The sequence below is a fragment of the Bifidobacterium sp. LH_416 genome, from assembly GCF_056357055.1.
Genome location: NZ_JBKEVJ010000001.1, coordinates 415,448 through 437,130, shown reverse-complemented (window position 1 = coordinate 437,130; position 21,683 = coordinate 415,448). Strand labels below are relative to the sequence as shown.

19 protein-coding genes are annotated in these 21,683 nt (G+C 53.6%); 10 read left to right on the top strand and 9 right to left on the bottom strand.

From position 1 onward, the window contains the following. Positions 1-97: 97 nt before the first annotated feature. Both AC1AY0_RS01940 and AC1AY0_RS01935 read right to left on the bottom strand, forming a co-directional pair. Positions 98-1,216, bottom strand: a complete 1,119-nt coding sequence (locus AC1AY0_RS01940) for a sensor histidine kinase (protein ID WP_476525649.1) — start codon at positions 1,214-1,216, stop codon at positions 98-100. Between the two features lie 174 nt (positions 1,217-1,390). Next, entirely contained in the window at positions 1,391-2,065 is a 675-nt protein-coding gene (locus AC1AY0_RS01935) for a LuxR C-terminal-related transcriptional regulator (RefSeq protein ID WP_476525648.1), read from the bottom strand. A 145-nt stretch (positions 2,066-2,210) separates the two neighbouring features. Here AC1AY0_RS01935 and AC1AY0_RS01930 point away from each other — a divergent pair, with 145 nt between their 5' ends. Continuing rightward, complete coding sequence (locus AC1AY0_RS01930) at positions 2,211-2,609, top strand: hypothetical protein (protein ID WP_476525647.1); 399 nt, start codon at positions 2,211-2,213, stop codon at positions 2,607-2,609. Between the two features lie 165 nt (positions 2,610-2,774). Here the strand turns inward: AC1AY0_RS01930 and fmt are convergent, their stop codons facing one another. The 4 genes from fmt to serB all read right to left on the bottom strand — a co-directional run bounded on the left by fmt (position 2,775) and on the right by serB (position 7,630). After that, positions 2,775-3,749 (bottom strand): methionyl-tRNA formyltransferase, encoded by a 975-nt coding sequence (gene fmt / locus AC1AY0_RS01925; RefSeq protein WP_476525646.1) that lies wholly within the window; start codon positions 3,747-3,749, stop codon positions 2,775-2,777. A gap of 125 nt (positions 3,750-3,874) precedes the next feature. Then, positions 3,875-4,579 carry an HAD family hydrolase gene (locus AC1AY0_RS01920; protein WP_476525645.1) on the bottom strand — a complete coding sequence of 235 codons (705 nt, stop codon included), beginning with the start codon at positions 4,577-4,579 and terminating at the stop codon, positions 3,875-3,877. Between the two features lie 81 nt (positions 4,580-4,660). Beyond that, positions 4,661-6,880: a primosomal protein N' gene (locus AC1AY0_RS01915; protein WP_476525643.1), complete on the bottom strand. Its 2,220-nt coding sequence runs from the start codon at positions 6,878-6,880 to the stop codon at positions 4,661-4,663. A 51-nt stretch (positions 6,881-6,931) separates the two neighbouring features. After that, a complete protein-coding gene (gene serB / locus AC1AY0_RS01910) occupies positions 6,932-7,630 on the bottom strand; it encodes a phosphoserine phosphatase SerB (RefSeq protein WP_476525641.1) in 699 nt (232 codons plus the stop codon). Between the two features lie 38 nt (positions 7,631-7,668). On the opposite strand from serB, the gene AC1AY0_RS01905 reads away from it, so the two are divergent. Genes AC1AY0_RS01905 through pafA form a run of 6 tightly spaced genes read left to right on the top strand, consistent with a single transcriptional unit; the run spans position 7,669 to position 14,245 of the window. Continuing rightward, positions 7,669-8,367 carry a DedA family protein gene (locus AC1AY0_RS01905; protein WP_476524223.1) on the top strand — a complete coding sequence of 233 codons (699 nt, stop codon included), beginning with the start codon at positions 7,669-7,671 and terminating at the stop codon, positions 8,365-8,367. Between the two features lie 60 nt (positions 8,368-8,427). After that, complete coding sequence (arc, locus tag AC1AY0_RS01900; RefSeq protein ID WP_476524221.1) at positions 8,428-9,993, top strand: proteasome ATPase; 1,566 nt, start codon at positions 8,428-8,430, stop codon at positions 9,991-9,993. A gap of 27 nt (positions 9,994-10,020) precedes the next feature. Continuing rightward, entirely contained in the window at positions 10,021-11,691 is a 1,671-nt protein-coding gene (gene dop / locus AC1AY0_RS01895) for a depupylase/deamidase Dop (protein ID WP_476525640.1), read from the top strand. A gap of 11 nt (positions 11,692-11,702) precedes the next feature. After that, positions 11,703-12,572, top strand: a complete 870-nt coding sequence (locus tag AC1AY0_RS01890) for an inositol monophosphatase family protein (protein WP_476524218.1) — start codon at positions 11,703-11,705, stop codon at positions 12,570-12,572. A 9-nt stretch (positions 12,573-12,581) separates the two neighbouring features. After that, a complete protein-coding gene (locus AC1AY0_RS01885) occupies positions 12,582-12,785 on the top strand; it encodes a ubiquitin-like protein Pup (RefSeq protein WP_476524217.1) in 204 nt (67 codons plus the stop codon). Then, positions 12,785-14,245 carry a Pup--protein ligase gene (gene pafA / locus AC1AY0_RS01880; protein WP_476524215.1) on the top strand — a complete coding sequence of 487 codons (1,461 nt, stop codon included), beginning with the start codon at positions 12,785-12,787 and terminating at the stop codon, positions 14,243-14,245. Before AC1AY0_RS01885 ends, pafA begins: the two co-directional genes overlap by 1 nt. 86 nt (positions 14,246-14,331) lie before the next feature. On the opposite strand, the gene AC1AY0_RS01875 is transcribed toward pafA, so the two are convergent. From AC1AY0_RS01875 to purB, 3 genes are all read right to left on the bottom strand, one after another. Next, the gene (locus AC1AY0_RS01875; RefSeq protein ID WP_476525638.1) at positions 14,332-14,613 is read right to left on the bottom strand and encodes an HU family DNA-binding protein; all 282 of its coding nucleotides are present in this window, start codon (positions 14,611-14,613) and stop codon (positions 14,332-14,334) included. 229 nt (positions 14,614-14,842) lie between these two features. Beyond that, positions 14,843-17,257 (bottom strand): lysylphosphatidylglycerol synthase transmembrane domain-containing protein, encoded by a 2,415-nt coding sequence (locus AC1AY0_RS01870; protein WP_476524214.1) that lies wholly within the window; start codon positions 17,255-17,257, stop codon positions 14,843-14,845. A gap of 110 nt (positions 17,258-17,367) precedes the next feature. Continuing rightward, positions 17,368-18,804 carry an adenylosuccinate lyase gene (gene purB, locus AC1AY0_RS01865; RefSeq protein ID WP_476524213.1) on the bottom strand — a complete coding sequence of 479 codons (1,437 nt, stop codon included), beginning with the start codon at positions 18,802-18,804 and terminating at the stop codon, positions 17,368-17,370. A 54-nt stretch (positions 18,805-18,858) separates the two neighbouring features. On the opposite strand from purB, the gene AC1AY0_RS01860 reads away from it, so the two are divergent. The 3 genes from AC1AY0_RS01860 to AC1AY0_RS01850 all read left to right on the top strand — a co-directional run bounded on the left by AC1AY0_RS01860 (position 18,859) and on the right by AC1AY0_RS01850 (position 21,682). Beyond that, a complete protein-coding gene (locus AC1AY0_RS01860; RefSeq protein ID WP_476524211.1) occupies positions 18,859-19,692 on the top strand; it encodes a response regulator transcription factor in 834 nt (277 codons plus the stop codon). A 119-nt stretch (positions 19,693-19,811) separates the two neighbouring features. Beyond that, positions 19,812-20,804 carry an ATP-binding cassette domain-containing protein gene (locus tag AC1AY0_RS01855; RefSeq protein WP_476524209.1) on the top strand — a complete coding sequence of 331 codons (993 nt, stop codon included), beginning with the start codon at positions 19,812-19,814 and terminating at the stop codon, positions 20,802-20,804. Then, positions 20,801-21,682, top strand: coding sequence for a hypothetical protein (locus AC1AY0_RS01850; RefSeq protein ID WP_476524207.1), 882 nt, complete (start codon positions 20,801-20,803; stop codon positions 21,680-21,682). Before AC1AY0_RS01855 ends, AC1AY0_RS01850 begins: the two co-directional genes overlap by 4 nt. The last annotated feature ends 1 nt before the right edge of the window (position 21,683 follow it).

Here is a 21,683-nt window from a genome sequence, read left to right as displayed (position 1 = left end):
GTCACCGATAGTGACTGAGGGGTAGTTCTATAGTTTGAATACACATTCACGGTAGGCTCCAATCTTTTGCTGTAGAAAGAGATTGGAGCCTATTTTTTTATTCTCGTGGGATCAATGCTTCCATCGACCAATATCCATCGGAGTGAGAAATATTCAAACTTCCTTGTATTTGTGTGATGGCACTGCGGTAATAGGTGAGACCATTATGCGAATGTGCTATTGAGGGGAGGGACTGTGTTTGTGGAACGTCAGTAACTCTCACGGCGTATTGACTGGGTGTTGCTTCGACAGTTACCACGTAGCCGCAGTCCGGATTGGCGTGATTGGCGATATTGCTGAATATTTCTCGTACGAAACCGGTGAGTAATGTTCCAATCGCTTCCGTATCGTCATGAAACAGTGTCTCAGGGAGCAACGCTATACCTTCAAATCCCATATCGGTAAGGCGGCGTTGCTGCTGAGCGAAAATATCCTGCAGTTGTTCTTGCAAATTAATGTTTATATTGTTTGAAGCTTTCGTGGGGAACGGATAAACATCATCCCTGATGGATAACATTGCAGGACTGCTTTCGTGGTTTTCAGTATGTTTTGCTTCTAGATGACGGATGAGTTCATGGATTCGTGAATTTGCTTGTTCGAGTGGAACGATCGCATCCTCTATGTGTGGATTGATGTTTTCCTCATCGGCTGTTTGCAGATGTCTGATAATCAAAATGGCATCAGTTATATCGTTGGCAATATGATCATGCAGATTGCGTGTGATGGCTTTTTCGTTTTCGATTTCACGTAGTTTGTGACGGAGCTGTTCTCTGTTGTGTTCCTGCTGCATTGTATGTCCCACAATGGCGGCCAATAGTAATAATGATGTGGGGAAAAGCAAATCCGTGAGAAAATAATTTGCTTGTATATGAGATATAGATGATGAGTTGGCATTATTCCCAATAGTTATTTCTTGTGATAAAAAAGAGATTATTCCTATTACAATTGCTGCAGGAATTCCTTGTCTGAGTTGTTTGTAGCCTAAAATGCCAATGGCCAAAAGGCATGTGATGAAATAACTGTTTGGGAGAGGAGTAGTAGTACTTGGAAATATTCCAATGCACCATATTGTTAAAATTGCCCAACAAGAAAAGAAAATAAAATGTGGTATTAGGAACAGTGGTGCAAAAGAAAGTGCAAGAAATATGATTTGTAAAATTGTAAAATCAATAGACATTGCTGATATGGCAATTATATGAATTAAACAGCATACGCTTATGGGAATTACATACCAATAACTATTTATATGATTTACTGTGCCAGTAAATCGTTGTTTAATAGTGCTTTGAACAGCAGTAAGATACATCAAACGTATTTTTTGTAAAAGATTCATTGTCATTGCCCTATCGCATTACATGAGATGTTGCTGCTGACATATTCTTATTGCTTCAAAACGATGCTGGACACCTAGCTTATGTGCAGCGTGGCTGGTGTGAGATTGAACAGTACCAATTGATATGCCAAGTTGCTTGGCGATTTCTTGAGTTGTTTTGCCAATTGCATACAAACGCAGGATATTGATTTCACGCTGTGACAACAGAGAGGGTGATGCTTCTTGTTGCATCTGATGATATGTTTCTATTGGAGCGTTGAAATATAGAATTCTTTTGGGGATATCCGTTATGAGATTTTGATTCAAGGCGCGTAAAAGTTGAATGAAATCAGGTGTTCCTACTATGGTCTTACTGACCAAGGCTTGTGCTCCAGCTTGGGAAACTTGAGATTGGTAATGCTCAAGTGGATATGATGTTATTGCAACAATATTGATTGTTTTGGATCGTTTGCGTATATTCCGACAAATATCAACGCCTGATATGCCGTTGAGAGCGAGATCTACGATGACTATATCTGGAAGAATATGCTCGAACATGAATCGTTCGAAAAATCGTTGAGATTGAGTTTCTTTCCAAATTACGTCGATATCAGGATTCCCGTGCCTGATAAGCATATCCATCATTGTTAAAGCGCAGATGTCATTATCTAAGATTCCTATAGTGATGGGCTTATCAGCATTGATTGCACTCATGGCATATATGATACAGGCCTACTGCACTATAGTCTTAGACAAATCAAGTTTTTCTTGATATGGCATTGCATGGCATTTGCTTCACGTGTATGAATACTATTTATATTCACAACGATGCATCTATATATACGCGAGGAGGTGGAATATGATGCGATCGGTTGCCGTATGGATTGCGTATGTGATGTCTGTTGTTGTTTTGACTATAGGCATTCATGTATTGGCCGCCATTCCTAGCAGTGATCAGGATGCTCTACCTCTGGGCGCATATACATGGTTTGCGTTATGGTGCTTGCTGGGCGCTGCTATTCCTGTATTCGTGTGGCTTTCACAAGGGTATCCGACATTATTTGTTGTAATAACGACTACAATTTGTGTTCTATCCTGGTTGTCCTTAGGAATGCGGTATGCGCCTATAGTACAAATTGGTTTCTTAAATCAAGACGTTATTGAATGGCTGTGCGACATATTGAATATTGCATCAATGGTTGTTTTGGCAATTATTTTTTATTTACGTGATAAAACAAATTCAAAAGCGAATAAATAAGAGTAATTATCTGATCTCGTACTAAAAGTGTTATTTCATTAGAAATAAATCAGGTTACGATCAAGATATTGATTCGTCACCTGATTCAGCGTATTACACGGGTGATAGGTCTTGGCTGTAAGATGCAACGATGCATCGTCATAGCCAAGACCTATAAACAATGGCTTACTGCACGCAGGCATCGGCAGATAGACGTGCGCCACGGGCCCAATCAGCGGCGCGCATGGCTTTCTTGCCCTGAGCTTTGACTTCGGTGAGTTCCAGAGCAGTGGTGCCGGTGCCAACCCAGACGTTCTTCTTGCCGGCTTTGAGCACGCTGGGTTGTAGGTCCGTTGGCGTATTCGGATTCGCGGCGTCGGCGGGACGGGCAGCGAGAATATGCAGCGTAATCGGCTCGGATTCTGCGATGTTGGTGCCTTCTGCGTAGAGCTTGGTCCAAGCACCGGGATGAGGTGTGCAGGCACGGATTTGGCGGTCGATTGCCTCAGCGGAATCATTCCAATCGATGCGGGCATCCTCCACGGTGATTTTATGCGCGTATTCCAAGCCTTCAGCCGGCTGTGGCGTGAACGTAGCCGTGCCATCACCGACTGCGGCCAACGCGTCGACATACATCGGTGCGCCCTCCTCAGCCAGGCGGTCAAGCAGTTCGCCGGAAGTCTCGCGGCCGGTGAGCTCGATAGTCATCGAGGCCACAATCGGGCCATCATCGAGACCTTCGCCCACTTTGAACACATCGGCGCCGGTAGTGGCATCGCCGGCCCAAATAGCACGCTGGGCGGGAGCGGCACCACGCCATTTCGGCAAATTCGAGAAGTGCAGGTTGTACCAGCCCATTGGCACAGCATCGAGCACGTTCTTCGGCAGAATATTGCCATAGGCGATCACTGCGGCGATATCCGCATCCAATGCCGTCAGAGCATCAAGAAATTCGGGGGAGCGAGGCTTTGCATCGATTACGGGAAGCCTAAGTTCCAATGCTGCGGCCTTGACCGGGCTGGGCATCAGTTTACGGCCGCGACCGGTAGGCGCATCCGGACGGGTGATAACACCCACCACGTCGAAGCGTGGGTCAGCAGCGAATGCCTTCAGCGAAGGAACCGCCACATCGGGCGTGCCTGCGAACACAAGTTTCAGCATAATACTCCTTACAATGCATGAACGAATCGTGGCATGATACTGCCGTTGTAGAGCTCCCCTCAGTCAGCTGTCGCTGACAGCTCCCCTCAGGGAGGGGAGCCGGGGCTTGCGTTAATTAAAACTTGTTATTGAACGGCGGGGATGTTGACGCCATTGGCGATGAGCAGGGCGCGCAGCTTCACCGGGTCCTGGAAGCGCACGCCGCGGATACCGGCAGCATTGGAACCCACAATATTCATGGCCTTATCATCGATGAATACCGCACCATCGGCCTTGATACCGAATTCCTTCAACGCAGCCTCATAAATTTCCTTATGCGGCTTGCGCAGCTTGACAAAACCGGAGACGAGCTTGCCATCCAGCTGTTCAAGAATGTCGCATTGCTCTTCAGCCACATGGAACAGGCTGGCTTCCCAATTGCTCAAGCCCCACACGCCAATGCCAGCGGCCTTCAAATCATTGACCAGTACACGGGCGCCCGGCACAATACCGGTCAGGGAATCACGGAAGTTGTCGATGTAATACTGAAGCATATCCGCCCACTTATCGCCTTTATCCTTGCGCATAATGGCGATAGCGTCCTTAGGATCCATGCCGCCGTCCATCAAATCGTTGACGTCATAGAAACCGGAAATGTCATTATCAAGAAACTCATCGATGGTTTTCTGGCTGTAGCGTGGAATCATCACCGCAGCCGGATCCCAGTAAATCAAGACATTGCCGAAATCGAAAATAACATCGGTAATGGGTTTACCGGCATTGGCGGCAGCTTCACCGTCCGCAACCAGCACGTCGTACTCCATATCCGGTTCTCCTGGCCAGCCCTTCATGTACAGCCTCTTTCTGTAGTGATGGATATGTATCGGGTTCTATGGTTCCATGCGTAGGCGACTGCTACGCATTCGCAAGGGTTATATAAGATCCTTGGGATCGATTTGGAAACGTAGCTCGCCGGGCTCTCGCGCTGCCACATGACGTGCGGTTTCGCGGTGAAGACGAACGGCAAGTTCGGCTCGTTCGGTTTGCGGCACACGAATCACAGCTTTCACTCGATCTGCGGTGGCTTCTAATTCGCGGGCATCTACAGTTTCCGGCTGGGGGATGGGAACTGGTCCCAGCATGCCTGGCAGATCGCTGCATACTGACCAATCACCGCCAAGAGCGCCAATGCGCTGCATAAGCGTCATCACCGCATCCCTGCGCCCCCATACACAAGCGGCGGCAACAGTAGGAGGCATACCAGTTTCCACTCGCTCTTCCATGTCTTTGCCGGCAAGAATACGAGAATCCCAGACCATCAGTGATTGAGCTATCGCTGGGTCGGTTTCACCGAGAATCAGCGCCTGCCCACCACGGGAACGTGGAGCACATAACGATACCGCGCGCATCCAAGCAGTCAGCGCATCTAAACGTGCATCCACGCCAAGCGCATACAGGCTCGTCCACGCGTCCAAAATAGCCACAGCTCGATATTCACGGCCTGCCGCACCCTGTGAACCTTCTACAGGATGCACGCGAGGTTCGAATCCAGGCGTGGCGATAACAATCATGGGTTTAGCTGGCACATCCTGCACCAAACCTCGCGCCTTGCTGGATACCACTACCGGAACACCGCGGAAAAGCCCGGCAAGCTCGGCGGCGGTACCGGCAGCACCAACACGCACCACACGCATGCGCTCATGCTTGCATGATGGGCATGACCAATGCAAAGCTGGAGCACCACACCAACGGCACCGTGGCGTGGTATCCGACTGATCGGACGGCAACTGCAATGGTCCCATACATTTCGGGCACCGTGCCTGACGATGACATTTCGCGCAGCTTAATGTTTCGCTGATACTGTCTTGCGGAATCGACAGCAAGATTGGTCCGCTTTCCAAAGCAGCGCTTAGTACGCGCACAGCGGTATGCGGCACTCGCGCACCAATGGTCGGATCGGCGAGACGGTTCAGCTCCTCACGATTCAGCCAACGCACCCACGGTGTTGCATCCTTAAGAGGAGAAGGAAGCGGATGGATCTCAGTGGAAAATCCACTCACTGGCGTTTCCACCGTATCCGGTCCGGAGTTCTCCCACTGACTTTGCGGTGAACGAGCATTAGCCATGGCTACGAACACGCCGCCATGAGCCTTGGCTCTGAGCCTCATCACGCCACGCGCCTGCGGATACGGCATCATGCCATCCATGTTCTGGTAGGCGGCATCCTCAAGAATCGCAAACAATGCCGGCCCCTCGACCGGCGCATAAGCCACAGCCCTTGTTCCGATAACCACCTTTACCTGGCCCAATGCCACCGCCAGATACGTGCGGTATCGATCTGCGGCTGGCATGGTTTCCGCATTGAGCACAGCAACATCGCCAATCCAACCACCGGAAGCCGATGGCGCGAACGGCATGAGACCATAATTACGCAGCACAGGAATGAGGTCGTTGACTTCTCGCATGGTTGGCAATTCCACTACAGCACATTTGCCTGCAGTCAACGCTGTGGCCACCATCCATGCCATGTTCTTCTGCCATTCAGTGGCTCCTGGCATTACATCAAACACGAATGATTGGAACCGATTGCCAGTCAACCCATCCTGCAGCACATGAGCATTGCCATAATGAGCGCTAACTCGCTCATCCCCTCGCTTGGCGCCATCGATAACCTTTGAAGCCACCGGTCGTACAAATGATGCGGCAAGCCGTTGTTCCGCCTCTACCTTGGCCACGCGCGGAGGCACCGCAAAGCGCAGAATATTCGCACGCGTACCACCATAGGCTTGCGCAATGCGAGTGATGTCTTCACGCATGGACGCTGGGACCAGCACGTCTGCAGTCATCACGCGCTCAAGATAGCGCAGCGAGGAGCGGGGCGTACTACTGGAATCAACCCTGTTCCAAATCACACCGTTAACGCGCTGCCCGCCGAACCGAACGCGAACCAGCACACCCGGCTGTGCCGCCTCACTATCTTTCTCGTCAATGAGATAGTCAAACGTTTGCCCCAAATGCAGTGCCTGCACTTCCAACACCACTTGGGCAATAGGATTATGCTCAGCCGGAGTATGCTCTGCGGGCGCACGCTTGCGGCGTTTGCGTGGGGCAAGCCCCGCAAACGCCAACTGTTCAGCACCCTCAAAAGTCATGAGACCACTATAAGCGGGGAATTCAAGGAGGGTAAAAATTTACCCCACAATCTACTGCAGGTAGTCAAGTACCAGGCGCAAATCGCGCGTATTAATAGCCTCGTCAGCGGCAAGCTGCGTTTTCGGCTTAGCGCAGAAAGCCAATCCAAGCCCTGCGGCCTGAATCATAGGAATATCATTGGCGCCATCGCCCACAGCCACCGTCTGACTCATCGGCACACCAAGGCGCTCTGCCCAAGCCTTCAACGCATGCAATTTCACTGTCTTGCAGACAATCTCACCCAGCACCTTGCCAGTGAGCTGGCCATCCTCAACTTCCAATCGATTCGCAATCCAGAAATCAATATTGCCCTCGGCAGCAAGCCTGTCCACCACCTCGTGGAAGCCGCCGGACACCACGCCGACCTTCCAACCATGCGCATGCAGCGTATCAATCAGTTCCACAGCACCATTCGTGAAATGCAGCTTGTCGTGCACAGTATCAAATACCGAAACCGGAAGCCCCTTCAGCAATGCCACGCGGGCACGAAGCGCATCACAGAACTCCAACTCACCGCGCATCGCGCGTTCAGTCACTTCAGAAATCTCAGCACCCTTGCCGGCTGCCTCACCCAGCTCATCGATAACCTCCTCATCGATAAGCGTGGAATCCACATCCATCACCAACAAACCAGGCTTGCTCAACGTCGGCGTCACGAATTCCCCAGCTTCGCCGGACTTGTCAACAAACTGCACATCTTCTTGCACCATGCCTTAGATTGTCGAAAAACCTTGGGACAATACCCGCTATGAGTTTTTCCCCTGAGCTTGCCGTAGCCCTTGCGGCAGACCCTACTCCCATATGCACCGCATCCGAAGGCGGACTGATCGGCACTATCACCGAATGGCTGATCACTCTGATGGAAACCATCGGTGGCGTTGGCGTGGCCTTGGCCATCGCATTGGAATCCGTATTCCCGCCCATTCCATCCGAAGTGATTCTGCCGCTCGCCGGATTCACCGCAGCACGTGGAACCTTGAGCCTGCCGGGAGCAATCATTTGGGCCACTATCGGTTCGGTACTCGGTGCTTGGACGTTGTATGGCATCTCCCGTTGGGTTGGTTTGCATCGCATTAATCGCGCCGCCGATAAGATTCCTGGCGTCAGCCGCAACGATGTCAGCAAAGCCAACGACTGGTTCACCAAATACGGCACATGGTCGGTACTCATCGGCCGTGTGATTCCGGTGGTGCGCTCGCTGATTTCGATTCCGGCAGGCTTCAATCGCATGAATTTCCTGCAATTCACCGGCTGGACCCTGCTCGGCTCAGCAGTATGGAACACGATTCTTGTCTCTGCCGGATACCTGCTTGGTGACCAATGGTGTTCGATTCAGGGTGCGCTCGGCGTATTCGAGGACGTGGTCATTGCCGCAGTGATTGTGGTCATCGTCTGGTTCGTGGTGCGCAAAGTGCGTAGTGTGGTGCGTAGCCGAAAACAGCAGTAAGCGAGTTGCTGAACAGTAGACGGTATCCAATACGACCTATCGCACAGTCAAGGAGCGTGGATGAGCGAAGCAGAAGACCTTGCCGCATTGAATGATCGGCTGATGGCACGCAATCATGCGCTTGCCGAGGCATTAAGCCGAGCTGGCAAGGAACTGACGAAAGCCAAATCCCAGTTGGCGCAGCTTGCGCAACCTCCGCTGACGTTCGCCACCATGGTGAAGGTCGACTCCACGCATATTGATGCAGATGGTATCCAGCACGCCTCGGCTGAGGTGATTTCCGGTACGCGCCGCATGGTGGTACCGGTGGCCTCCAATGTGAATGCCGCTCGTCTGACCACTGGTGCCACAGTGATGCTCAATGAAAAGCTGGTGTTGGTTGAACAGCGCGATAGCGATACCGTAGGTCAGATTCGCATTGTCAAAGAGTCGTTGGATGACGGGCGCTTGGTAGTAACGGACACTGCAGGCAATCCTGTGCTGATTCGCCGGTCCGGTTCCTTGGCGCATGACGCCATCAATCAAGGTGACCGTGTGATTGTGGATCCGTCCGTTCGTCTGGCGCTGGAAATCCTGCCCACGGAAGGCGATCAGGATCTGGTATTGGAGGAGACTCCGGACGTTACATTCGCGGATATCGGCGGTCTCGATCAGGAGATTGGGCGAATCCGTGACGCAGTGCAATTGCCATTCCAGCATCGTGCATTGTTCCAGCGCTATGATCTGAAGCCGCCGAAGGGCGTACTGCTGTATGGTCCGCCTGGCAATGGCAAGACGATGATTGCCAAAGCCGTAGCCAATGCACTGTGCGAGGGCGGCTATGACATGGACGGCAACGGTACGGTGGACGACACCGAACGCATGGTGAAGGGTGTATTCCTTTCCGTCAAAGGTCCGGAGCTGCTCAATAAATATGTCGGAGAATCAGAACGACTGATTCGTCTGATTTTCCAGCGTGCTCGCGAACGAGCCGCGGAAGGCCGACCCGTAGTAGTGTTCATCGACGAGATGGATTCCTTGCTACGCACTCGCGGTTCTGGTGTGTCCTCTGATGTGGAAACCACGATTGTGCCGCAGTTCCTCTCCGAACTTGATGGCGTGGAATCACTCGACAATGTGATGGTGATTGGCGCCTCCAACCGCGTGGACATGATTGATCCGGCCGTACTGCGCCCAGGGCGATTGGATGTAAAGATTCGCGTCGGGCGGCCAAAGGCTGAGCAGGCAGTCGCCATCGTGAACCATTATCTGACCGACGATTTGCCGTTGGAAGCTGGAGTGGACGCTCATGCGCTGTCCACAGTGTTGGTGCGCGATATCTACGAAACTTCAGAACGCCGCCATATCTGCGACGTGCAAAGCGAATCCGGCCAATGGTCGGCATTGTTCCTGGCGGACGTGGTTTCCGGCGCGATGCTTAAGAACATTGTGGATCGCGCCAAGACCCGCGCGGTCAAGCAATCCATCGAATCCGGTGAAAACGTGGCAATTACCATATCATTGCTGGCCGCCGCGGTGGAAGACGAATTCCTTGAAACCCGAGATTCCATGGCAGACGTTGACCCCGAACAGTGGGCTCGCATCAACGGCATGGACCCGATTCGGCGCATTCGTTCTGTCGAATAGACGAAAGAACAGGAGTGTTTACCCGATATGACAGTCAAACGTGTCATGGGCACTGAAACCGAATATGCAGTGTCACTGAACGGTGCCGGCCACTACAATCCAGTGCAGCTCTCCTTTGACGTGGTCAATGGCGCTGCGAGCCAGCACAGTAACACCATTCGTTGGGATTACCGGCAAGAAGATCCGGTCAACGACGCACGTGGCACGCGTCTTGAACGCGCCGCAGCTCGTCCGGATATGCTCACCGATGCTCCGCAGCTCAACATCACCAACGTAATTGCCCCCAATGGCGGCCGTGTCTACGTGGATCATGCGCATCCGGAATATTCCGCTCCGGAAACCACGGACCCGTTTGAAGCAGTGCGCTATGACCATGCAGGAGACCTGATTATGCAGGCCGCCACCGAGCGTGCTGCGGCGGCAACAGGAACCCCCATCGTATTGCATCGCAATAATGTGGATGGCAAAGGCTCCAGTTGGGGCACTCATGAAAACTACATGATGTTGCGCAATGTGCCATTCACGCAGGTGGCACGACTTATGACCCTGCACTTCGTCACGCGGCAGATCTACACCGGCTCGGGGCGTGTAGGAATCGGCGAACATAGCGAAATCGCCGGATACCAGTTGAGCCAACGCGCTGATTACATTCATTCCAAAATCGGGTTGCAAACCACGTTCGAACGTCCGATTATCAACACCCGTGATGAATCACATTCCACCGACGAATTCCGTCGTCTCCATGTCATCGTCGGTGACGCGAATCGCATGCAGGTGCCGCAAGTGTTGAAACTCGGCACCACCAGCATGCTGCTGTGGCTGCTCGAGCACGCCCAGGAAGCCGGCTTCGATATAGACACCTTCCTGGACGGCCTCGAACTGGCTGATCCGGTTGAAGCCATGCACACGGTATCGCATGATTTGTCGCTCAGTGCTTCGTTACCGCTGGAACACGGCGGTGAAACCACGGCATGGCTGATTCAGCTCAAACTGCGGCAAGCTGTCTATCAGGTCGCCGCATTGCTGGACGGTACGGATACGAAGGGTGAGCCGGCTTGGCCGGATAAATCCACTACTTCGGTAATGGCGATGTGGGGGCAAGCGCTCGCCGATGTGGCGGCCATCCGTCACGCCGATAATGACGCACGCCTGAAGCTCAGCAATGAGGCAAGCCGCATCGAATGGCTGTTGAAATGGCAGCTGCTGGAGAAAATGCGTCGCAAAATCGCAGCTTCGGCAGGCCGGGCACCGGAGGAATCGTTCGGCTGGAATGACCCGCGTCTGCAAGTCATCGATTTGTCATGGGCGGCATTGAATCCAAAAGCCAGCGTATTCACCAAACTGGAATCGCATACCGAACGCGTGGTACGTGCGGAAGACATCGCACAAGCAGCCAGCGAACCTCCTGAAAACACCCGTGCCTGGCTCAGGGGCAAGTTGGTTGGCAAATTTGGCCAAGAAGTCGCAGCAGTGAGCTGGTCCCGACTGACCGCACGTGACACCTATGCTGCTGATGATGACGATGCTGCTGAATTCTACGGCAACGCCAGCCATGCGGCAGCTTCAGCTGCTCACCTCTTCTCCTTGGATATCTCCAATCCGCTCTGCTTCACCAAGCAGGATTGTGAACATCAGCTCAATACCGCGGAACACGCCATTGATTTGCTGAAAGCACTAGCCATCAGCACGGAAGGATAAACTGGACTGCTATGGAAGACACAAAGACACAGAGCCCACAGGAACTGCGCAGTCTTGCGCTGACGGTAGCCGGTCTCCTCGAAGAAGCCGGCAAACATGCCCTCCATGATCAGATCAATCCTCGCAACATCGTGCAGTCCGTTGCCGATGATCAATCCCGCAACGGTAACCGGTACAAGCTGGAAGCCGATAGCAGGATCCTGCGTTTCATGAGTACGCGTTTGGCTGATATCGCCCACTTTGACGGTTTCTGGTCCACGCGTCCTTCTCAGAGCCGCCCCGGCCAGCGTTACTGGTATATCGGCAAGATCGATGGCGTCATCAATTACGTGCGCCGCATGAGCGAATGGACACTGACCGCCGCTCTCTTTGAATTTGATGAGAACTGCGAGCCGAGGCCTATTCTCGGTGTGGTGCATGCTCCCGCATTGGGCCTGACCTATCTGGCGGCCAAGGGTGCTGGCGCTGTGCGTATTCATAAAACCGCAGTCGGCGAAAAGCGCGATAAAGTGGTGCCGTCCATGACTTCTTCGCTGGAAGGTTCCGTGCTGAGCTACGGTATGTCCTTCCTGCCTGGCGAATCCCAGCGCGCATTGGATGTAGCCTCTTCGCTGGTGGCTGGCAAGCCGGCTGATATCAAGCGAGTTGGTCCCGCTTCCCTTGATTTGTGCAAGGTGGCCGACGGCACCTATGACGCGTACTTCGAACCGATGCTGCACGTGTGGGATATCCCCGCCATCGCTGCAGGCACTGTAGTGGTCTGGGAAGCTCAGGGTACGCTGAGCCGTTGGGACGGCGACCGCATCCACTGGCGTCACGATAACGATGTGGTGGCCACCAATGGTTTGATTGTGCGCGAACTCAAGCAATATTTGAAATAGAAGGACACCATGCCACAACAATTCGAACAACCGCAAGCCCAGTCGCAGGAAACCCACGAGGACGATATTCTCGCAGCAGCTCAAACCGAATCCAACACTGCTGCCGAAGACCAGTCCGACGTGCTCGACAGCATCCTTGACGACATCGAATCGACCCTCGAAACCAATGCTGAAGAATACGTCAACAGCTTTGTGCAAAAAGGCGGCGAGTGATGCCCCAATTGCGTGACAGCGGCACTCGAGCCCTCCACGCCACAGAACCCGTGCCATCCGCTGAGATGGACGGGTTCTGCCGTATTTTCGGCGTGGAAACCGAATATGGCGTGGCCGTGACCGGGGCTAGCAAGCCAGTGGATGCAGGCCAAGTGGCGATGACCATGTTCCAGCCCATCGTCTCGCGTTCCCGATCCACCAACACGTACCTGACCAATGGTTCCCGTTTATATTTGGACGTTGGATCACACCCCGAATACGCCACCGCAGAGGCCCGCGATCCACGCGAAGCCTTGGCGCAGGATCTCGCCGGCGAACGAGTAATGCGCGGTTTGGCTCTGAAAGCACAGGCGAAGCTGCGCGAATCGTACGGTGAACATGCCACTATCCATGTGTTCAAAAACAATGTGGATTCCGCGGGGCATGCGTTCGGCTGCCATGAAAACTATCTGGTCCGCCGCTTTGTGCCGTTGGAGGCAGTGGAACACCAGTTGCTGCCATTCCTTATTACACGACAATTATTCACCGGTGCAGGCCGCATGACGCCCGAAGGCTTCCAAATCACCCAGCGAGCCGACTTCTTGGATGAGGCTGTTTCCTCCGCCACTACGCGATCACGCCCGATGGTGAATACGCGCGATGAACCGCACGCAGACCCGGATGCGTTCCGCCGCTTGCATGTGATCATTGGCGACTCCAACCGTTCGCAATGGGCAACTTGGATGAAGCTCGCCGTGACGCACTTGGTGCTGTGTGTTATTGAAGATGCGTTCCGGCATAATGTGCCATCCGGATTTGAGGATTATGCATTCGCAGACCCGGCTGCAGCCAATCGCACGGTGAGCCGATTCCTTGATGATCCTGCTGCACCGCTGGCCCTATCTTCAGGCGAATCGCTCACTGCATTGCAATTACAGCGCAAGTATTATGACGCAGTCGAAGCATGCATCGCCAAGCATGGTGAGGCTTTTGCCTCATCATTCTCAGTATCCTCGGTTGCTGAAGTGCTGGGGGAGTGGAATCGTGTGCTGAATGCCTTGGAAGCGGGCGATTATGATGCACTCGCCACTCATGTGGATTGGGCGGCCAAACGCCGCGTATTCGAGGCATTGCGCCGCCGTAAGCCTGATGTTTCCTTAGCTCAGCTGGAACAGCTTGAGCTGGATTACCACGACATCGCCAACGGTAAACTGTACGGCTCGCTTACCGCCCGTGGTCAGATGCGTCGACTGATGCAAGATGGCGAAGTAGAGCGTGCAGTTCATGAGGCCCCAGCCGATACTCGCGCTGCATTGCGTGGCCGATTCGTAGAGGCAGCACTTGCCTCAGGCGCTCAGTTCTCCGCTGATTGGACCCACTTGACTATCACGGCCCCAGAACGCCGCGAAGCCGTGCTGCTCGATCCATTCGAAGCTCAGCCGACTGAGGAATTCAATGCTGTTATGGAATCCTTGAGATAGCAATACAAATGCAAAGAACCCCGACCGTCATGGTCGGGGTTCTTTTATCTCGCTTGATGTGCAAGCTGGCCGCTAGGGGCGAAGAGTCACTCGGTGACAGCCTTCTTCAGCAGGGAGCCAGCGGAGATACGCACGCCGTAGGAAGCCGGGATGTTGATGGTCTCGCCGGTGCGCGGGTTGCGGCCGGTACGAGCAGCGCGCTTGACGCGCTCAGCGGAGAAGAGACCAGTGAGCTTCAGGCCTTCGCCGGACTTCATAGCCTCGATGAAAACATCCTGGAAGGCGTTAACAGCAGCCTCGGCCTGAGCCTTGGTCAGGTTGGACTTCTGGGCAATCTTCGAGACGAGATCAGACTTGTTGTATGCCATAAAGCATCCTTCTTGGGTCAGTGGGCAAGCGCGGTGCTTGTCCGTGTTCATCACATGATGATAGCGCATAGACCTGCCGAAACCCGCACTTTATAAGGCTTTTCACATCTTTTTTCCGCGATTTTGCGCCGAATTTGCTCACAGAATGGAAGTCGGCCCATTATCGGGGGTTTATGCATGCATTTTTGTTGACGTTTTACCGGTTTTTGGCATATTGCCGCCTGTCTGGTCACACCAGATTATGTTGGTCCAACCATTTCATAGCTGCGGCACCCAGCGGAATACGCAACCAGTAGAAAACCACACGGTGCAGCAATGTTGCCGACAATGCCACAGCTTGCGGCACGCCCACAGCAACGAACGCAAAAGTCAAGGCTGCTTCCACACCGCCCAAACCACCTGGGGTAGGTACTGCGGAACCCAATGCGTATGCCAGCATGAACATGAACGTGGTTTCAATCGGATTCGTAGAATAACCGAACGCCTGCAATGCCGACCAGAACGCCAAGCCGGTGGTGATGTTCTGGAAGAGAGCGCCGGCGCAGCTGATGGCAAGCTGACGAGGCTGCGACAAGACATCAAACAGTTGATTGATATACGTTTTCGCCAATGGCATTAACTGCCTCGTCACCCAATGCCGCACCGGTGGAATCATCATAGCGACGGAAATCAGCGCCACCACAGCACCCAACACAATCACCAACGTATTGGTTGGAATAGCGCCGGAAAGCATGTTACGTCCGGTAAACATGCCGATAAGCACCAGCATGGCGAAATACACCACGTAATACACCACAAGAGCCGCGCTCATAATGGCGGTTGCCGTAGTATTGCGATACCCGGATTTTCTCAGGAACTGCAGATTCACAAACGATGGGCCGACGCCGGCCGGCATGGACACGGTGGCAAAACCGCCGGCCACCTGGCTCATGAACACTCCAGTATTGTTGCGCCTACCGCGATCCATCAGCGAGCCCAGCGATATGGAGGAGCCAATCCAGCCGCACACGCCAAAAGTGAGCGTGACCACGGCCATAATCGGGTTGGCATTAGTCAGGGCATCGATGATTTCTTCGGGCTTGAGCTGTGTGAACACCACAACCACGGCTACAAGCACCAGCAGCATGGTAATCATCGAACGCCAGGAGAAGCGAGCAAGCGTCACCGGTTCAGCAGCCTCAGCGGTGTCTTCATCAGAAAGCGCAGTAATACTACTGCGCAACGATTTGAGCAGCTGTTTATCCCATGTGTCCAAAGCTCGCGTGGGAGAAGGCACCGCAACCTTCTGAATAAAGGGGGCAAGCGTAGAGAGCGTCAAATCACCCCACGCTTCTCGGGCTGCATCAATGGCCGGCTGAACACCGATGAGCGCGGAAAGCAAGGCAAGCAGTTGTACCTTATCAAGCGCGGTGTTTGCAGCACTCGAGGCATTGTCTCCGTTAAGCCATCCGGCAATCACTGGAGTGCCATCTTCGAGACGGGCCAAAGTATCGGGCGTAATACGTCGGTGCGTGTAGCCGCGACGGTTCGCCACGGATAGATAGCGCATATAGGCAACCGCATCCGCCTGAGTCAGAGTCTTCAGATTGGCAGGCATGGCGATAGTGTTCGCATCCAACACCAAAATAGCGGATTCGTCGGTATCGGCGATGCCATAGGGGGAAGGCGCGGGCAGTTTGATGTTATGCAGGCCAAGCAGCATGGAAAGATGATGCTGCACAGCGTCTCGCACTGATTTATCTCGGCGAATGGACACGCTGGTAAAACGAATCCAATCCCACACCTGCTTCAAATAGCCAACAGTATGGGTTTGCGCATCAATCACCGACACAATGAACTTGCGACCATCGGTGGTTTCGAGATCATACAAGCGTGAGCCAGCGGTTAAATCATCTTCCAGTGAAGCCGCAAGCGAGCTGCGCTTGGTAATCACCGGTTCCTGATGCCGTATCAATGATGCGGTGTCGAGCCCAATACCTTTGAGTGCAGTGACCAGCGGCATACCCCAGACACCCTTGTTCTGGGTGCCAACGAGGAAACGTATCAGCATGCCGACAGTGCGTCCGGCCGTCATGGAAACCAGCATGCCGGTCACGGAATGCCAGGAAAGCACCACCATTACCACTGCAGTGACATACAGAATATTCCAGCTCCATTTGACGCTGGAACGGGTGCGGCGCGGGCCGGCGGCAGTAAGGAATGCGGCCATGCCAGCGTATATATCAGGCAACAGTCCTGAACCGTATGAGGTAGCCGCTGAGATTAAAGCTATGGCAAGTGTCTGATCGGTAAGCCCGCTGATAATCGTTGAAATAGCCCAGACGGTGCCGTAGCCGGCAAGCATGGCAATGGCGGAGACAGCGGCTTGCAACCATTCGCGAGCAACAAGAATCTGTGCCAACACGATAACTACCATGATGATGGTCACCAGTTGGGTTAAAACCGTGGAAGGATAGTTGGCTAACCAGTTGATGGCCTGCGCGGCGGTATGCGCATCGGACTCCACGCCATGGGTTATGCCTCCCATGAATACGGCAAACACCATGACGATGGCCGCAGTCAGCAGAGACATTGCGGCCCTAGTCAAATCTGCGAAATCGCGGGTGCGGCGAGGTGCCACATCGTCGATAATCGGTTCTGCCACCTGAACTCCTGTTCACTTGCCGATTATGTGGAATTGCGCTTCTAATGGTAGGGCGCGTACGCAATTGCGCACGCGCCCTAGTGTGTTATGAGACTTTACTCAATTGACGTTCAGCGGTCAAAAGCCACCAGCTTGGAAGCCACACCAGTGTAAGTGGCGGGCGTCAGCGCCTTCAGACGGGCTGCGGTCTCCGGGTCGAAGGACTGCTGGTCGATGAATGCTTCGACCTGTTCCTTGTTGATTTCGTGGCCGCGCATCAGTTCCTTGACCTTCTCGTACGGCTTATCCATGCCGGGCAGGCCGCGAAGCTCGCAGGCGCGCATGGCGGTCTGAATCGGCTCGCCAAGCACCTCCCAGTTCTCATCCAACTCACGGGAGATGACGTGATCGTTCGGGTGAATGGACTTCAAGCCACCCATTAGGTTGTACAGGGCCAGCTGGGAGTAGCCGAGTGCGGAACCGATGTTGCGCTGAGTGGTGGAGTCGGTCAGATCACGCTGCCAACGAGATTCCACCAGCGTGGCGGACAGCGTGTCCAGCAGCGAGCAGGAAATCTCGAAGTTTGCTTCGGCGTTCTCGAAGCGAATCGGGTTCACCTTGTGCGGCATGGTGGAGGAGCCGGTAGCGCCCTTAACCGGCACCTGAGCGAAGACGCCACGGGAAATGTACATCCACACATCCACGCACAGGTTGTGCATAATGCGGTTGGCGTGGGAAACAGTGGAGTACAGCTCAGCCTGCCAGTCGTGGGATTCGATCTGCGTAGTGAGCGGATTCCAAGTCAGGCCCATACGGTTGGTGACGAATTCACGGGAGACGGCAATCCAGTCAACATCCGGGCAAGCAGCCAGGTGAGCGCCGAACGTGCCGGTAGCACCGTTGATCTTGCCCAAGTATTCCTGGTTTTCAATGTGCTTGAGCTGACGGTTCAGACGGTAGACGTAGACGGCGAGTTCCTTGCCGAGCGTGGTCGGAGTAGCCGGCTGACCGTGAGTCAAGGACAGCAGGGCCTTGTCCTTGTTTTCCTCAGCCTTTTCAGCCAGATGGTCGATGATCTCCTTGAATGCCGGAGTCCACACGTTCTCCATGGCATTCTTCACGCAGCGAGCGATGGAAAGGTTATTGATGTCTTCGGAAGTGCAGGCAAAATGCACGAGGGTCTTCAGCTTGCCGTTGATGTTGGTCAGTTCGGCTGGAGCCTTATCGATCTGATCGTCGATGTAGTACTCCACAGCCTTCACATCATGATGGGTCACGGCTTCGTGCGCGGCGTGCGCGGCAATGCCTTCAGCACCGAAATCTTCCGGAATAGCGCGAAGGAATTCCTTCTCCGCCTCGGTGAACGGCTTGACGCCATCAACGATCGGCTGGTTGCCATTGCCTTCAAAACCATTGGCCAGAAGAATCATCCACTCGACCTCAACGCGCATACGCTCGCGGTTCAGAGCAGGCTCGCTCAGGTATTCCACGAGCGGGGCAGTAGCGTTGTGATAACGGCCATCAAGCGGGGTCAATGCGATTGCAGGGGAAATATCAGTAAGCTTCATGCCCTCTAGGGTACTTCCAGCCGTGAACCGGGCGGTGTCGTATGCTGGATAACCGTGAGTGAAGCGCGAATATTGGTAATCGAAGATGATGCGGACATCAATGAAGTGGTGTGCACGCAACTGACGAAAGCGGGTTATGACTGCACACCCGCCTACTCAGGTTCTGAAGCGCGGCTGCTGCTGGAACGGGAGATGTTCGACTGCATTATCACCGATTTGATGCTGCCCGGTGTGCCAGGCGATCGCTTGATTAGTGAATTGCGTGAGACAGGTACCGGAGTGCCGATTATCGTGATTTCCGCGCGCGATACAGTAGCCGACCGTGTTTCCATGCTCAAGCTGGGCGCTGATGATTACCTTGTCAAACCATTTGATTTAGACGAGCTGGTAGTTCGAGTCCAAGCCCAATTACGCGGGCGCTCATATTCAATTGCCGCAGGCAACGATTCTCAATATCCTTCTCTGACGAGAGAACTATCGGCGAAGCAGGTTGGTAATCCTGATTCTGTGATTGATGATGCGTTATATCGGCCCCCTCTGACGAGGGGGCTGTCGGCGGAGCCGACTGGGGGAGAGACCGCCGCAACAGCTCCTATACTCACCGCAGCTCGATGGACCCTCAACTGCGCCGCTCGCACATTTACCATTGACAACCAGCCTGTGGCACTGACCAACATCGAATTCAACATCATCGAACTGCTCATGGCCCATCCGAACACCGTGTTCACCAAGCAGCAGATGTATGAACTGTGTTGGGGAGAGCCCTACATGGTCGACGAGAATACCGTTACCGCTCATGTGAGCAAGATTCGTGCCAAACTGAAGCCTTCCGGCACTGACACCTACATCACAACCGTCTGGGGGCTCGGTTTCAAGCTGGGCGTATGAGCATCACACTTTCGCAAGTATTTCGCAAGACTTGCATGATTGCTGCGCGAGCGTTGCGCAAGAACCGTTTCATACGGTAGATTCCATCAACGCACAATCGAAGAGACAAGGAGCAGTTGATGGATGCGATTCGCGTACATTCGCTCGTCAAACAGTATGCCGGTAGGCGCGTAATCGATGGATGCAACATGACCGTACCGCAAGGTGCGATCTATGGATTCGTCGGCAAAAACGGTGCTGGCAAATCAACTGTTATGAAGATGATTGCGGGGTTGGTAGAACCCACCAGCGGTGAAATCATGCTGTTCGACAATACTGTCGATGTAACTGACTCCACGGCCAACCAGTCTGGCGGTGTGCAACGTATTGGTGCACTCATCGAAAACCCCGGTCTGCTGCCGAACCTCAGCGCTTACGACAATCTCATGGTGCAAGCGCTCGCGCTTGGAGTAGCGGACCCTAAAACCGTCTGCAAGGAACTGCTCAAACAAGTAGGCCTCAATACCACCGGTCATAAGAAAGTCAAAGGTTTTTCACTCGGCATGAAGCAGCGTTTAGGTCTTGCACTGGCCCTGGTTGGAGGCCCTGACCTACTGCTGCTTGATGAGCCACTCAACGGTCTCGACCCAGAAGCCGCCCGTGCCATGCGTGGGCTTCTAGTGCAACTCAATCAGCAACGCGGCATCACCATTGTGGTGAGTTCCCACGTGCTTGACCAGTTGGAGCGCATGTGCACCCACTATGGCGTTATCGCGAATGGGCACATGGTACGTGAAATGACTGCGGAACAGGTGCAATCCGAATGCGGAGACAGCCTGACCGTACGTACTGCGGATACCGCAACCGCGCTCGCAGTTCTTGAAGACCGGTTGACGGCTGATTCCACGAACTCAACTCATTCGATTCGTTTTGCTGCAGAACCTGACGGCTCAATCACTATTTCCGGCGATTTTGATGCAACAGAAGTCTCTCGCATCCTGCATGAGACGAATCAGGCAGTGCTGGAACTATCGATGAAATCGCGTGACATGGAAGATTATTTCGTCACGCTTATGGATGATGCTCGCACGCATTCCATGCGCCAGGAAATGCGTCAGGAAGGGAGCCGATGATGATCAACTTGCTCAAAGCCGACCTGTATCGACTGGTGCATGGCAAAAAGTTTTGGGTTGTCACTGCGCTGGTTATCCTTCTGACTGCTGGATTGCTCACCGTACTGATACTGCTTGGAACGTTTGCCGGTTTCACGCAAACCAGTACCGATGGCATGACCGCTGCAGCTAATAGCTCTGCCGGTTTGACAACATCCGATAGGGCAATGGATTCACACTCTGCACTACTGGCAGCCGCAGGAGTAGGTGCCCCCAACAGCTCGCTATTGCCCATGCTCGTTGCCATACTCGCCGTGCTGGTCATCATGGATGATTGGGACGCCGGCTTTATCAAGAATCTCACTGTTGGCCAGAGCGACCGAACACCATATATCGTCAGTCGACTGCTACTTGCGGCTTTGCTGACCGTATGGAACGCGGTGGTGACGATTGTGTCGCTTGAACTGGCGTGCCTTGCACTAGGCGTTCATTTCCGGCATGCGGAAAGCCTGAGCGCCTATTTGGAATATTGCGGCATTACTGTGCTCGGTGCAATCGCATTCATTATGATTATCGTGTCATTGACAATGATTGTGCGCAGCAAAGCGCTTGGCATTGCTGCTTCAGTAATCATTGGCACGGGCATGTTGGGATCGTTATTGACGATTGCGCTGTCGATTCTGGCCTTGCATGCTTCATGGTTGGAATATGCGGTATTTTGGCTGCCCTCGTATAATGCGCGGCTCTATTCCAATAGTTTCGGCTTATTCGCTACGACGGTTAACGGCGTTGATCTTGGCATGCCGGTATGGGCGCACGCTCTGATTTGCTATATGGGCTGGATTGCGTTCTCGGCCGGAGCAGCGTTACTGGTTAATCGGCATCGTGACGTGTGCTGAC